Annotated in this window: 11 protein-coding genes and 1 riboswitch; of the genes, 10 read left to right on the top strand and 1 reads right to left on the bottom strand. The window is 66.9% G+C overall.

Going from position 1 to position 13,848, the window contains the following annotated elements; all coding sequences use genetic code 11:
* Window positions 1–115 precede the first annotated feature (115 nt).
* A riboswitch (cobalamin riboswitch) is annotated at window positions 116–334 on the bottom strand.
* Between the two features lie 48 nt (window positions 335–382).
* Complete coding sequence (locus CFB24_RS01255) at window positions 383–1,066, bottom strand: adenosylcobinamide amidohydrolase (RefSeq protein ID WP_088518752.1); 684 nt, start codon at window positions 1,064–1,066, stop codon at window positions 383–385.
* Window positions 1,067–1,427: 361 nt separating this feature from the next.
* Here CFB24_RS01255 and CFB24_RS01250 point away from each other — a divergent pair, with 361 nt between their 5' ends.
* The 10 genes from CFB24_RS01250 to CFB24_RS01205 all read left to right on the top strand — a co-directional run bounded on the left by CFB24_RS01250 (window position 1,428) and on the right by CFB24_RS01205 (window position 13,783).
* Entirely contained in the window at window positions 1,428–1,667 is a 240-nt protein-coding gene (locus CFB24_RS01250; RefSeq protein ID WP_088518751.1) for a hypothetical protein, read from the top strand.
* 23 nt (window positions 1,668–1,690) lie between these two features.
* Window positions 1,691–4,138, top strand: a complete 2,448-nt coding sequence (locus CFB24_RS01245) for a TonB-dependent receptor (RefSeq protein WP_244593287.1) — start codon at window positions 1,691–1,693, stop codon at window positions 4,136–4,138.
* A 1-nt stretch (window position 4,139) separates the two neighbouring features.
* Window positions 4,140–4,823 (top strand): Fe2+-dependent dioxygenase, encoded by a 684-nt coding sequence (locus CFB24_RS01240; protein ID WP_088518749.1) that lies wholly within the window; start codon window positions 4,140–4,142, stop codon window positions 4,821–4,823.
* A gap of 8 nt (window positions 4,824–4,831) precedes the next feature.
* A complete protein-coding gene (gene exbB / locus CFB24_RS01235; RefSeq protein WP_088518748.1) occupies window positions 4,832–5,536 on the top strand; it encodes a tonB-system energizer ExbB in 705 nt (234 codons plus the stop codon).
* A 1-nt stretch (window position 5,537) separates the two neighbouring features.
* Window positions 5,538–5,972 carry a TonB system transport protein ExbD gene (gene exbD / locus CFB24_RS01230; RefSeq protein WP_088518747.1) on the top strand — a complete coding sequence of 145 codons (435 nt, stop codon included), beginning with the start codon at window positions 5,538–5,540 and terminating at the stop codon, window positions 5,970–5,972.
* Complete coding sequence (locus CFB24_RS01225) at window positions 5,969–6,793, top strand: TonB family protein (RefSeq protein ID WP_088518746.1); 825 nt, start codon at window positions 5,969–5,971, stop codon at window positions 6,791–6,793. The genes exbD and CFB24_RS01225 overlap by 4 nt, the downstream gene beginning before the upstream one ends.
* A gap of 324 nt (window positions 6,794–7,117) precedes the next feature.
* On the top strand, window positions 7,118–9,511 hold the full coding sequence (locus CFB24_RS01220; protein WP_088518745.1) for an arylsulfatase: 2,394 nt from the start codon (window positions 7,118–7,120) through the stop codon (window positions 9,509–9,511).
* Window positions 9,512–9,586: 75 nt separating this feature from the next.
* Window positions 9,587–10,906, top strand: a complete 1,320-nt coding sequence (locus CFB24_RS01215) for a DUF1214 domain-containing protein (protein ID WP_088518744.1) — start codon at window positions 9,587–9,589, stop codon at window positions 10,904–10,906.
* A 64-nt stretch (window positions 10,907–10,970) separates the two neighbouring features.
* Complete coding sequence (locus CFB24_RS01210) at window positions 10,971–12,002, top strand: sulfate ABC transporter substrate-binding protein (protein WP_088519471.1); 1,032 nt, start codon at window positions 10,971–10,973, stop codon at window positions 12,000–12,002.
* A 2-nt stretch (window positions 12,003–12,004) separates the two neighbouring features.
* A complete protein-coding gene (locus CFB24_RS01205) occupies window positions 12,005–13,783 on the top strand; it encodes a SulP family inorganic anion transporter (RefSeq protein ID WP_088518743.1) in 1,779 nt (592 codons plus the stop codon).
* Window positions 13,784–13,848 lie beyond the last annotated feature (65 nt).

Here is a 13,848-nt window from a genome sequence, read left to right as displayed (position 1 = left end):
GCGCGACGGTCGTCGTTCGCGCCAAAACAGAATGCAGCGAGCCGCCCGCCAGCACGGCGGCGCGACGCTTGGAGAGCGTAGCCATGGATCCTCCTGCCGTCCCACCGACGGCGTTAGGTTATGCTGTGCATCGGCCGGTCTCCTGGCTCGCGACCCGTCTTCCGCCGCCTTCCCGGAAGCCAAGGCTTCCAGTGGCGTAAGGGCGGAAGGAAAGTCGCCTACAGTTGCGGGGGCAGCTGCGGTTTTGGACTTTTCTCCTGTTCGGAGATTTGTCCTGACCGCATTCCCGTTTCACCCCGGCTTGACCCGGGGCACCGATGACATGCGCTTACTAGTCGTGACCTTCCGGCGAAGCAAGCGCCGATTTGCGAGCGCGGCGCGCTCAGCCGATCCCGAATTCGGCGTTCCATTCCCGCGCGCCTGCGCTGGTGGCCTCATAGACCGCGCCGCCGATCGCTTCGCCCACAGCCGTATGCAGCCCCGCGCAGCACAGTGGCGTTCCGTTGCAGGGCGCGGCGATGACAAGGCAATCGGTGCCTGTGCCGGTGACGGGCTTTTCCGCGCTTGCAGGCCTTGTGTCGAGGATCGCCGCCGTTCGCGCTTGCACGGCGATGGACAAGGCTTCAACCAGCGCGCCGTCGCTCAGGCGTTGCGACACATGGACCAGCGTGTTGATCGTTCCTGCCAGCGCGGGCGGCTGTTTTCGCGCGCCGACGCGTTCGCCATTGGACAAGCCGACGGTGGTCAGGCACGCCGCCTCGATCCCTTCGACGCGGCTTTGGCGAAAATGGTGCCGCCGAATGTCGCGGGAGGTCATGAAGGCGAGCGCATCGCCTTGACCGGCTTGCGCCAGACGCGCCCGCAGAAACGCATGGGCGTCGACATCGAGGCCGAGATCGCTGTTGCGCACCTCCAGCCAAACCACGTCGCGGACGGTGGCGAAGCCGGGATGCAGCATCGACCAGCCCAGCGTGCGGCGCGGGGCCGGAAAACGCGCGATCAGCAAGGGCGGGGCGCAGGCGTAGTCGAAAGGCGCGGCTTCGACCGTTTCTCCAACGTCAGTCATCTCGAATCGTCACACCGTTCGTTCCCGCGGGCGCGTCAGAACTTGGTGGCCGGGCGCAGGCCCAGGACCGCGCGCGTCGCGCAGCCAAGGCGCCGCTGACGCGTTTCCTCTAGTCAGTTCTCCGGGGCCATGCAAGGGCGGGCCGATGCGGAGGACGTCCGACCGCGCCTGTTCCGAGCCTTGTCTATTTTAGAAAATTTCTAAAAAGCACGGTTTGCTTTGCGGCATGGCGTTGAGCTTGGCAGTCTGTCAGCATCGGAACCGCGGCTTTGCCGCCTCTCGGAAACCTTGATCATGACATCTGCAATTCGCGCGGCGGCCCGCCGCGCGGAAACGGGGAACTTTTGCTGCGAGGGTGGGCATGGATGAACTGAACGGCCGCATGATGGCCTTCCAGATCCTGCTGACCGGCCTGATCGCGCGCGTCGCCAACGACAGCCGCGACCCGCTCGGATTTCTGAGCGACTACCGCGACGAAATGCGCGCCGTCATTCGCGGCGTTCGCATCGACGGCCTGCCGGACGACGGCGGCGCGCGCGAACATGCGCTGCGCATGGCCGATGAAATGTTTGCGCTGATGAAGGCGCCAAGCGCCGAATAAACAACAAACCAGGGATGTACGACGTGACCACTGAAGCGACCCATTCTTCCATTCGGCGGCCATTGTCGCTGCGCGGCTCCGCCGTCTCGCCCGGCGCGAAGCTGGCCGCCGCCTGCCTCGCCGGCGTCGCCGCTTCCGGCAAGGCGGAAGCCCAGGAGTCGGCGCTGCCGGCGCTCACCGTGGATGCGCCGACCCAGCGCCATCGCGCCGCCGCGCCCAAACCCACGCCGTCGCATCAGCGCGCCCGCGCCAGCCTGCGCCAGATCGCCCGCGCGCCCCAACCGGCGGCGCGGCCGGCCGCCTCGCCGCAACCCGCGCCCGTCGCCGCGCCCGCGCAGCCCAATGCGCAGCAGGCGCCCGACGCCAATCCCTATGCCGAGCCCGGCGCGCCCTACAAGGTCAACCACGTCGCCAACGCGTCGAAATTCCCCGAAAGCATCGCCAACACGCCCAAGACCATCACGGTGCTGTCCAAGGAGGTGCTGGAAGACAAGGGAACGACCTCGCTGAAGGATGTGGCCCGCACCACCGCCGGCGTCACGCTCGGCACCGGCGAGGGCGGCAACGCCTTTGGCGACCGCTTTTTCGTGCGCGGCTTCGATGTGCGCAACGACATTTTCATCGACGGCGTGCGCGATCCCGGCGTCAGCATCCGCGAAAACTTCTTCACCGAACAGGTCGAGATCATGCGCGGCCCCGGCTCGTCCTACGCCGGGCGCGGCACGGCGGGCGGCGCCATCAATATCGTGCCGAAACAGGCGACTGATCAGAACTTCCAGAACATAGAAGGCACGATGGGGACTGATCGCACCCGCCGCATCACCTTCGACATCAATCAGGTGATCACGCCGACCCTGTCGGTGCGCGCCGGCGGCCTGTTGCAGGGCGCGAGCGTCGCGGGCCGCAACGTGACGACTGACGACCGCGAGGGCGCGTTCTTTGCGGTGAAATGGACGCCGCTGGATTCGCTCACCCTCAGCGCCAATTACATCTACACCAAGCTGCACGGCATCCCTGATTTCGGCGTGCCCTGGTATCGCGCCTCCAACGCCGTGACCGGCGCGCCGGTCACCGAACTGGGCGTGAAGCGCGACACGTTCTACGGCTTCGCCAACCGCGATTTTCAGGAGGCGCAGCAGAATATCGCCACGCTCAACGGCGAATACCGCGTCAACGACTTGCTCACGTTCAGCAATAAACTGCGCGCCGAGGAATCGCTGCTGGCCTATGTCGGCTCGCTGCCGCAGCGCGTCACCGCCACGGGGCCGTCGATCTCCAACTGGACGGTGAGCGCCAATCCGCAAAGCCGCTATCAGGTGACGGACGTGCTCGCCGATCAGGTCGAGGCCAAGCTGACGTTCCGCACCGGCGAGGTGAAACATACGGCGGTGGCGGGCGGCGAATTCTCGCATGAATTCGTCAAGGTCCACAGCTACGCCAATCTGGTCTCGGAAGCGTTCGGCGGCGGCTCCACCAGCTCCACCGTCACGCAGAGCCTGACCGATCCGCAATACACCAACATCGCCTTCCCGACGCCGACGGTGAACCCGGCCTCGACCGGAATCCATGTCGCCACGCAGAGCGCCTATCTGCTCGACACCGCCAATTGGAACGATTTCATCATCGTCAACGGCGGCGTCCGCATGGACAATTACACGATCACGTCAGGCAATTCGTCGGCGCATAGCAAGGCCGACGCGCTGATGTTCAACTCCAACGCCGGCGTGGTGGTGAAGCCGCTGCCGATCCTGAGCCTCTATGGCGCCTACGCCACCTCCTCCAATCCCTATGGCGCCGAACTCGACTCCACCAGCTACGCCTATGGCGGCCTGTCGCCGACCACGACGCAAATTTTCGGGCCGGAGCGCAATCTCGGCTACGAGACCGGCGTGAAGGCCGAACTGTTCGACCGCAAGCTGCTCGCCACCGCCGCCCTGTTCCGCACCGAGAAGAAGAACGCCCGCGACGTCGGCGCGACCACCACGGCGGGCGCCGCCTATTACATCGAAGGCGTCGATCTCGGCCTGGGCGGCAACATCACCGAAGACTGGAGCGTCAACGCCGGTCTGGTGCTGATGCGCTCCAAGGTGACGGAATCGCACACGGCTCCGGCCAATACGACGATGTACGCGACCAATGTCGGCCTGCAGCTCGCCAATATCGCGCACGAAAGCTTCAACCTGCTGACCAAGTACCGGATCGACCCGACCTGGGAGGTTGGCGGACAGGCGACGTACATGTCGAAGATCTACGGCGGCACGCTCGCGGCCAACGCTGGCACGGTCCTGCCCGACCATTGGCGGTTCGACGGCTTTGTCGAGGCCAACCTCGCCAGGAACGTCACGATGAAAGTGGCCGTGAACAACATCTTCAACAAGCTCTACTACGACGCTTTCTACCGCAGCCTGTCGCCTTTCGTGATGGTCGCGCCGGGACGCGCCGCCTATGTCACCCTGACGGCGAAGTTTTAAAATGCTGATCTGCATCCCCGACGTTCTCAGCAAGAAGGAGGTCGCGGAATTCCGCGGCCTCATGGACGCCGCGGCCTGGGAGGACGGCAAGAAAACGGCCGGCGCGCAATCGGCCGTGGTCAAGGCCAACGAGCAATTGCCGGTGGATGGCGAACTGGCGCGGGCGCTCGGCGCCCGCATCATCCAGAAGATCACCGCGAACCCGCTGTTCATCTCGGCCGCCGTGCCGCAGCACATTTTTCCGCCCTTGTTCAACCGCTACGGACCCGGCGCGACCTTCGGCCTGCATGTCGACAATTCCATTCGCGGCGACAAGCTCACCGGCCTGCGCATCCGCACCGATCTGTCGGCCACCTTGTTCCTGACGGAGCCGGAGGATTACGACGGCGGCGAATTGACGGTCGAAACGGCGTATGGCGCGCAGCAGGTCAAGCTGCCCGCCGGCCATATGGTGCTCTATCCCGCCTACAGCCTGCATCTGGTGGCGCCGGTCACGCGCGGCGCGCGGGTGTCCTCGTTCTTCTGGATTCAGAGCATGATCCACGATCCGCAGGCCCGCGCCCTGATCTTCGATCTCGATCAGGCGATCCAGGGCGTCACCGCGAAACTCGGCATCGACGCGATTGAGACCGTGCGGCTCAGTCATGTCTATCACAATCTCATTCGCGCCCATGCGGAAGTTTAGGAGCCGTCATGCATGATCTCTCGCCCTGGTCGATGTTTCTGAACGCCGACCTTTTCGTCAAGGCGGTGATGACGACGCTGGCGCTCGCCTCCCTCGTCACCTGGACGGTGTTTCTCGCCAAGAGCTACGAACTCCGCCGAGCGCGTCGCGCCGTGGAGGGCGCGCTGGAGCGGGTGGCTTCGGCGCGCAGCCTCAACGAAGCCCGCATGGAACTCGGGGATGATCTCGGCGTGGTCGCGCGGCTGATACAGGCGGCGGCGCGCGAATGGAACTTTTCCGGGGAGGCCGTGAAGGATTTGCAGGAGCGCGCCGCCTCGCACTTCGCCGAAATCGCCAAGGACGAGGCGGCGCAGGCGCGGCGCGGGACCGGGGTGCTGGCCACCGTCGGCGCCATCGCCCCCTTCGTCGGCCTGCTCGGCACCGTCTGGGGCATCATGAATTCCTTCATCGGCATTTCCAAGGCGCAGACCACGAATCTCGCCGTGGTCGCGCCCGGCATCGCCGAAGCTCTGCTCGCCACGGCCATCGGCCTTGTCGCCGCCATTCCCGCCGTGGTGTTCTACAACGCAGCCTCGCGCGCGGCGAAAACCTATCTGGAGAGCGTGCAGCGCGCGTCCGGGGTGACGGCGCGGCTGCTGTCGCGCGACCTCGACCGCGCTTACTTTCCCTATGGCGTGAAAAACCCGCCCAACGTCCGGCTGGCGGGAGAGTGACATGGCCGCAGCCCTGCCCAATTCTGAAGACGACGATTTCGCCGAAACGCATGACATCAATGTCACGCCGTTCATCGACGTCATTCTGGTTCTGCTGATCATCTTCATGGTGGCGGCGCCGCTTTCGACGGTCGATCTGCCGATCGACCTGCCCAGCGCCAATGCGGCGCCGCAGAAGAAGCCGGAAAAGCCGGTTTACGTCAGTTTGAAGGGCGATCTGGAGCTGTTCGTCGGGGAGACGCCGGTGAAGCGGTCGGACCTCGCGCGGCGGCTGAGCGAGGACTCCGACAGCAAGGAGCGCCGCATTTATTTGCGCGCCGACAAGAGCGCGCCTTATGGCGAGCTGATGGCCGTGCTCGATCTGATCAAGGGCGCTGGTTTCACCAAGATCGCATTGGTGGCGTTGGAAGGCGCGCCGGCGGGAGGGCAGCCATGACCGAGCTTGCGCTTCCCGAGCTCGCCCCACCCTGGCGCGAGGCGGCGTCGCGCCGCGTCGCGCCGCATTGGCTGATCGCCGGTTGCGCCGCTCTGGCCCTGCACGGGGGCGCGGCGGCTTTCGCGCTGATGGAGCGGGAGACCGAACTCGACGACGCGGTCGGCGCCGCCGCGATCGAGATCGGCCTTGATTTCGAAGCGCCTCACAACGACCCCTCCTTCCTGCCGCCGGGACAGGAGGCCGAGGAGTCGCGCGCCGCGCTCGAAACGCCCGAACAGAAGATGAAAACGGACGACAAGGCGCTGCCCGAAGCGCAAATGACCGACGCCGAGGACGCCGAGCAGCAGGCGGCGCCCAAGCCGGTGGAAAGACCCGACGAGAAAAAGCCGGAGGAGGCGAAGCAGAATACAGTGGCGACGCAGGCGGCGGTCGAGGCCGAGGCCGCGGCGGCGCCTTCGTCAGAAGCCGCCAAGGAGTCGCCCCGGTCGCGCGCGCCGGATCTCGGCGTCGGCGAAAAGGCGCGCCGCGCCGTGCTGACCTGGCAGAAGCAGCTCGCCGCCCATCTTGACCGCGCCAAGCGCTATCCGGCGGAAGGCGCCGGGCGCGGCGCCACCGTCAAGGTGCGCTTCCGCATCGACCGGATGGGACGGCTGCAAATGTCCGAACCCGGCGCGCCGGGCCAGGACGCCGCCTTCGAGGCGGCGGCGCTGGCCATGCTGAAGCGCGCCGACCCCGTTCCGCCGCCCCCGCCGGAGATCGCCGACGTCGGCCTGACGTTTTCGCTGCCCGTGGTGTTTCGCGCCCAGCGCGGAAGCCGCTGACATCGGGGGGCGTCCGGGCGCGGCTTCGTCACAAGGCCTCGGACTGAATTTCCAACATACGCGCAAATGCGCGCGCGGATGTCCGTCTGGGGGCGCCGCGCAGGCTCGGTCGTTCACATGCGCTCGACGCCCGGCGCCGGTTCGCCTGGCCGGACGCCTGACGGCGTGTTCGCTGGCGCGAGGCGGCGAAGCCGGGCCAAATCCTCCCAATTCATATAAATCTATATTGACTATAGTATTAATCAATTTTAGCCTCCTGCATCGTACGGTTCGGCCGACGACCGCCAATTCCCGGGCGCGCGGCTGTTTCAGGAGGTCACGATCATGGCGCGTTCCAGATTTCTTCGCACGGTCGCCGGTTCCGCGCTGCTCGCCGCGCTTTCCGGCGCAGCCTGGGCGGAGGCGCTTCCCAAACCCGAGGCGCCGTTCGCGGGAGTGATCGACCCCGATCGCGCCAAATCGAGACCCGATCTGCCCAAGCCGCCCGCCGCGCCGAAAAACGCCCCCAATGTCGTGTTGATCCTGCTCGACGACGTCGGCTTCGGCGCGACCTCGGCCGTCGGCGGCCCGGTCGCGACTCCCGCGCTGGAAAAGCTCGCCAATGGCGGCCTCCGCTACAACCAGTTCCATGTCAACGCGCTGTGCTCGCCGACCCGCGCGGCGCTGCTGTCGGGCCGCAACGATCATCAGGTCGGCTTTGGCACCGTCGCCGAAATCGCCAGCGGCTATCCCGGCTATAACGCCCTGTGGCCGAAAACCGCCGTCCCGCTCGCCGAAGTGCTGCGCCGCAACGGCTATTCCACCGCCGCCTTCGGCAAGTGGCACAACACGCCGGTCAGGGAAATCAGCCCGACCGGCCCGTTCGACCATTGGCCGACCAGCCTGGGCTTCGAATATTTCTATGGCTTCCAGGGCGGCGAGGACAGCCAGTGGGAGCCGCGGCTGTGGCGCGGAACGTCGCCGGTCGAACCGGCGCGCGCGCCGAGCGAAGGCTACCACCTGACCACCGACCTCGCCAATGACGCGATCACCTGGCTGCACCGCCACGACGCCGGCGCTCGCGACAAACCGTTCTTCCTGTATTTCGCCACCGGCGCGACCCACGCGCCGCACCATGTCGCGCAGGAATGGATCGACAAGTACAAGGGCAAGTTCGACCAGGGCTGGGACAAGCTGCGCGAGGAGACTTTTGCCAAGGAAAAGGCGCTCGGCGCCATCCCCGCCGACGCCGTGCTGACGCCGCGCCCCGAGGAATTGCCGGCCTGGGATTCGCTCTCCGCCGACCAGAAAAAACTGCTGGCGCATCAGGCCGAGGTCTACGCCGCCTTCCTCGCCCATACCGACCACGAAGTCGGCCGCGTGCTCGACGCCATCCGTGAAGAAGGCCAGGCCGACAACACGCTCGTGCTCTACATCGTCGGCGACAATGGCGCGAGCGCCGAGGGCGCGCTCGAGGGCATCGGCGCCCGCTCCTCCGACGGCAAGCCGGCGCCGCTGGAAACCCGGCTCGCGCGCGCCAACGAACTCGGCAGCGACGCCTTCTACAATCATTATTCCGCCGCCTGGGCCTGGGGGTTCGACGCGCCGTTCCAGTGGACCAAGCAGGTGGCCTCGCATCTCGGCGGCGCCACCGATCCGCTGATCGTGTCCTGGCCGGCGAAGATCGGCGACAAGGGCGCGGTGCGCGGCGGCTTCCATCACGTCACCGACATCGCGCCCACCATCTACGAGGCGACGGGGATAACCTTCCCCGACGAGGTCGACGGCGTGAAGCAATTGCCGCTCGAAGGCCAGAGTTTCGTCGACAGTTTTACGGACGCCAAGGCGAAAAGCCGCCACACGGTTCAGGTGTTCGAAATGGTTGGCAACCGCGCCATCTACAAGGATGGCTGGTGGGCCGGCGCGCGGAACCTGCCGCCGTGGGCCACCTTCACCGAAAAATGGCAGGGGACGCCGGTCGGCGAGGCGCATCCGTGGGAACTCTATAATCTCGACGCGGACTACAGCCAATCGAAGGATCTCGCCAAGGAAAACCCGGAAAAACTCAAGGAGCTGGTCGAACTGTTCGACAAGGAGGCCAAGCGCACCAACATCTACCCGCTGGCGCCCCTCCCCGATCTGTATTCCGTTAAGGACGACCAGAGTCCGAAGCATTTCGTCTTCCGCGAAGGCGTCAACCGCATCGGCGCCCTGCGCGGGCCGCGCACGGCCTCGCACTCCCACACCATCACCGCCGAGGTCGAAATCCCCGCCGGCGGCGCCAAGGGCGTGATCATCGCCGAAGGCGGCAAGCTCGGCGGCTACACGCTCTATCTCGATGACAAGGGGCGCGTTGTCTATGACCTCAACGCCCACAACAACATCACCGGCCACATCGCCGCCTCCGCGCCGCTTCCGGCCGGAAAGGCGACCGTCATCGTGGACTTCGTCGCTGATCCCGCCGAGTCCGACGCCACGGCCGCCGCGTGGCGGCGGGGGCGGGCGGCGCAACCGGGAACCGCGCGCCTGCGCGTGAACGGCGCCCTCGTCGGCGAGGCGCATGTCGAGAACCTGTTCGCGGATTATCACGAAACGCTGGATGTCGGCTCCGACCTCGGCACGGCGGTCAGCCCCGCCTATGCCGTTCCCAACGCCTTCACCGGCAAGATCCAGACCGTGACCATCGACCTTAACGACGCCGCCCCCGGCGCGGCCGGATCGACCCAGGCCGGCAAGTAATCAGACGCCCCCCAAGACCGCGGCGCCTGAAACCGGCGCCGCGCCTTCGGCCGCCCGACAACCAGGAGAAGACTGATGCGTTTCCGACCCATCGCCGTGGTCATCGCCGTTTCGGCGCTTGCGCTCGCTGCGGCCGTCCAGGCTGGGACCAAGTCCACCGCGACCGCGCCCACCCTCGTCACCGCGACCCAGAAGCAGATCGATCTGGCCGCGACCTCCCTCCTGAGCGATCCGGCGATCCGGGCGGCGCGGGACTCCGTGCTGAAATCCTGGTCCGCCCTGCCCCCTGCGTCTCTGAAGGACGGAAAGGAACAGCTGGAAGGCGCCGTGGACGATCTCGTCTTCTCGGCCGCGCGCGCCGCCGTGGAGCGCGACCAGTTCGGCCCCAGTATTTTCTGGACGCTCACGCCCCCCTATGTCGCGGGCGAGGATTCCGCGCCGGGCGGACGGTTCGGGATCGACACGCCGGACCGCATCTACCGGGCGGTTTCGGTCTCGCCCGCGTTGCGCTACGTGATCCGGGGCCAGCGGGCGGCGCAGCCGTCCAACGGGGATTTCCTGTTCGAAGTCCACCAGAATTTCGTCAGCCGCGTGCTCGGCTCGCTGAGCGCCCGCGATATCGATATCGACGCCGATGGCAATTTCGCGATCACCGTGGATGCCTCGCCGTCCGAAGGGCGCCGCAATCATCTGACCCTGCCCCCGGACGCATCCTCCCTGCTGATCCGCGACACGCTGGCCGATTGGGACCGGCAGAGTCCGAACCGGCTGACGATCGAACTTGTCGGCGGCGAACCGTCCCGCGCCGGCCTGGATCAGGCCAGGCTCGACGCCGCGACCACGATCAAGGCCTATGCCGAGGTCAACAGCAAGATCCTCGATCTCGTCGCCAAAACGCCAGTCAACGAGATCAAGCTCGCGGTGCGCACCGGCGATCATGGCATTGAGGGCGCCATCGCTGGCGTGTCGCGGTTCAGCATCAAGGACGACGAAGCCCTGGTGGCGACGCTCGATCCGCAAACCGCCGCTTATCTCGGCGTTCAGCTCACCGACCCCTGGGGCCGCTCGATCCCCTACTGGGACCATATCAGCAGCCTCTCGAACCGGCAGGCCGTCAAGAACCAGGATGGAACCTTCACCTTTGTCATCGCGCCGCGCGACCCCGGCTATCGCAATTGGCTCGACACCAACGGGCTGAACGACGGGGTCGCCGCCGTGCGCTTCGAGGATTTCGGCAAGGCGGATATCGACAAGATCGTGCGGCGGTGGAAGCTGGTGAAGGTCGCGGAATTGCCGCAGATCCTGCCGGCCGACGCGGCGCGCGTGACGCCGGAGGAGCGCGCGGCCCAGATCGCGGCGCGCAAGGCCGGCTTCGACAAGCGTCTCATCAACTGAGCGCGGCCGCCGGCGCGTGGCTTTTCCTTTTCGCGCGCCGGCTTCCGCTTTGGATATTTTCTTCATGCGCCCGCCGCCCCTGCCCGCCCTCGGACTGTTCGCCTGCCTCGCGGCCTTCGCCGTCATCGCCGGCTGGAACTGGCCCGGCCACGCCGGGCCGCGCCTCGTCAACGTCTCCTACGATCCCACCCGCGAGCTTTACCGCGATATCAACGCGGCCTTCGCCGCCGACTACCGCCAGCAAGCGGGCGGCGAGGTCGAGATCGTCCAGTCCCATGCGGGCGGCGCGTTTCAGGCGCGGCAGGTCGCTTCCGGCGCGCAGGACGCGGATGTCGTCACGCTCGGCCTGCCGTCGGATGTGGAAGGGCTGCATCGGCGCGGCCTGATCGGCGACGATTGGCGCGAGCGCCTGCCCCATGCGGCGAGCCCCTATTGCTCGACCGTGGTGTTCGTCGTGCGCAAGGGCAACCCGCGCGGGATTTCCGACTGGCCGGACCTTTTGCGCGACGGCGTCGAGATCATCACGCCGGATCCGAAAACCTCGGGCAATGGCCGGATGGCGGCGCTGGCGGCCTTCGGCTCTGTGACGGCGCGCGGCGGCGACGAGAAACGCGCCAAGGCGTTTGTGAAGGACCTGTTCGCGCACGCCCCGTTCCTGCCGGCGGCGGCGCGCGAGGCCGGGGTCGCCTTCGCCGTCGAGAACAAGGGCGATGTCCAGATCGCCTGGGAGAGCGAGGCCTTGCGCGAGGCGGACGAGTCCGGCGGCGCGGTCGAGGTGGTCTATCCGCCGATCTCCTTGCGCGCCGAGGCGAGCGTGGCCTGGGTGGACGCCAATGTGGCCCGCCACGGCTCCGAAAAATTGGCCCGCGCCTATCTCCAGTTCCTGTTCGGCGACGCGGCGCAGGAGATTTTCGCTCGGCGCGGCTATCGCCCGGCCAACGCCGAAATCCTGCAACGCCACGCCGAACGGCTGCGGCCGATGAACCTTTTGGCGATCACCGCGCTCGCGCCCGACTGGTTCGAGGCGCAGCAGAAATTTTTCGGCGAGAACGGCGTCATCGACACGATCTATCAACCCAAGCCGCGCGGCGAGTGACCATGACCGATCTGCGCCCGTTCTCGCCTCGCTTCGGATTGAATTTTTCGTCGTTGCGCGCCGATCTGATCGCCGGCCTGACGGTGGCGGCGATCTCGCTGCCGCAGAGCATGGCCTATGCGCTGGCGGCGGGCGTCGATCCCCGGTTCGGCCTTTACACCGCCATCGTCTTCGCCGCCGTCGCCGGCCTGTTCGGCTCATCGCGCGCGCTCGTCAACGGGCCGACCGGCGCGGCGGCGCTGGCGGTGTTTTCGGCGCTGGCGTTCATCGACCCGGAGGCGCGGCTCGAATCCTACGAAGCCATGTTCATGCTGGCGGCGATGATCGGCGCCGTCCAGATCGTGATCGCCGCCTGCCGGCTGGGCGACTGGATGCGCTTCATTTCGGATTCGGTCGTGACCGGCTTCATCACCGGCGCCGCGCTCCTGACCATGGCGGGCCAACTCGCCAACGCGCTGGGCGTGAAGGCGCAAGGCGCCGCGCACCAGCCCGTGCTGGCGCGGCTCTGGCTCACGCTGACGCAGGACGCCGCCGTGAACCCGCGCGCCCTCGCGCTGAGCCTCGGGGCGATTCTGTTGGCCGTGGCGAGCCGGGCCTTTGTCAAACGCTTCCGGCTGCCGCAAATCGACATGCTGTTCAGCTTATTGGCCGTTTCGCTCGCGGCCTTCCTGCTGGGCTGGTCGCGGGCGCAGGAGAACGCCAAGCCGCTCGTCGCCCTGATCGACGCCATTCCCGCGTCCTTGCCCGCGCTTCATGTTCCGGAAGTCCAGCTGTCCTGGCTCGGCGAACTCGCGCCTTCGGCGCTCACGCTCGGCCTGCTCGGCAGTCTCGAAGCGCTGACAATCGCCAGGGCGATCGCGCGCAAATCCGGCGAGACGCTCGATTGCAACAGGCAAATCCTCGCCGAGGGGCTCGGCAATCTGGCCGGCGCCTTCTTCCGGTGCATGCCGGGTTCGGGCTCGTTGTCGCGCACGGCGATCAATGTTCAGGCGGGCGCCGTGACGCGATTGTCGGGGCTGGTTTGCGCGGGGGCCGTCGCCCTGGCGGCGGCGGGGCTGGGATCATGGGCCGCCGCGATTCCCAAACCCGCGCTCGCCGGCCTGCTGATCGTCGCCGCGGCGCGGCTGATCGACGTCGCGCGCATCCGCGCCACGCTGTCGTCCTCGCGCTACGATGCGTTTCTGGCTTTCGTCACGGCGGCGGCGGCGCTGACGCTGGGCGTCGAGATCGCCATTTTCGTCGGGGCGACGCTGTCGGCGGCGCTCTACCTGCCGAGGGCCGCGCAATTGAAAATTCAGGAACTCGTGGTGTCGCGCGAGCGGGTGTTGCGGGCGCGAATCCCCTCCGATCCGCCGGCGCGCGCGGTCGCTATTCACGATCTCGAAGGCGAACTGTTCTTCGCCGCCGCGCCGGTCTTGACGCAATATCTCGACCAGGCGGCGGCGGCGGCGCGCGCGCAGGGCGTCGGCTATCTCGTGTTGCGTCTGAAGCGGGTGCGCAATCCCGACGCCGTGGCGCTGGAGGCGCTCGACCGTTTTCTCGCGGACGCCCGCGCGCAAGGCCCGACCGTTCTGCTGGCCGGGCTGCGGCCGGATATTCATGCGGCGCTGGAGGGGTTCGGAATCATCGGCCGCCATTCGCCGGACCTGATCTTTCCCGAGGAGGCGCAGGATTCCTCGGCGACGATCAAGGCGGTGCGCCGCGCCTATGCGCTGGCGACGCGCGACGCCCTTGGCGCCCGCGAGGGGGCGGAGCGGCAGCCGAGATATTACCTGGTTTGACGCCTCGGGGGGCGTTGACAAGCTTGGCGTCACAAAATACTAGTTAAAAACTAGATTTAATAGGG

It is taken from the genome of Rhodoblastus acidophilus (assembly GCF_900187365.1).
GTDB lineage: Bacteria > Pseudomonadota > Alphaproteobacteria > Rhizobiales > Beijerinckiaceae > Rhodoblastus > Rhodoblastus acidophilus.
Note: the sequence above shows the minus strand (reverse complement) of the source record. Positions and strands in the feature narration are given on the sequence as shown.

Bases quoted from the DNA above. Each gene is read 5' to 3' on its own strand.
- CFB24_RS01255 (WP_088518752.1), bottom strand. From the start codon at position 1,066: ATGACTGACGTTGGAGAAACGGTCGAAGCCGCGCCTTTCGACTACGCC.
- CFB24_RS01250 (WP_088518751.1), top strand. From the start codon at position 1,428: ATGGATGAACTGAACGGCCGCATGATGGCCTTCCAGATCCTGCTGACC.
- CFB24_RS01240 (WP_088518749.1), top strand. From the start codon at position 4,140: ATGCTGATCTGCATCCCCGACGTTCTCAGCAAGAAGGAGGTCGCGGAA.
- exbB (WP_088518748.1), top strand. From the start codon at position 4,832: ATGCATGATCTCTCGCCCTGGTCGATGTTTCTGAACGCCGACCTTTTC.
- exbD (WP_088518747.1), top strand. From the start codon at position 5,538: ATGGCCGCAGCCCTGCCCAATTCTGAAGACGACGATTTCGCCGAAACG.
- CFB24_RS01225 (WP_088518746.1), top strand. From the start codon at position 5,969: ATGACCGAGCTTGCGCTTCCCGAGCTCGCCCCACCCTGGCGCGAGGCG.
- CFB24_RS01220 (WP_088518745.1), top strand. From the start codon at position 7,118: ATGGCGCGTTCCAGATTTCTTCGCACGGTCGCCGGTTCCGCGCTGCTC.
- CFB24_RS01215 (WP_088518744.1), top strand. From the start codon at position 9,587: ATGCGTTTCCGACCCATCGCCGTGGTCATCGCCGTTTCGGCGCTTGCG.
- CFB24_RS01210 (WP_088519471.1), top strand. From the start codon at position 10,971: ATGCGCCCGCCGCCCCTGCCCGCCCTCGGACTGTTCGCCTGCCTCGCG.
- CFB24_RS01205 (WP_088518743.1), top strand. From the start codon at position 12,005: ATGACCGATCTGCGCCCGTTCTCGCCTCGCTTCGGATTGAATTTTTCG.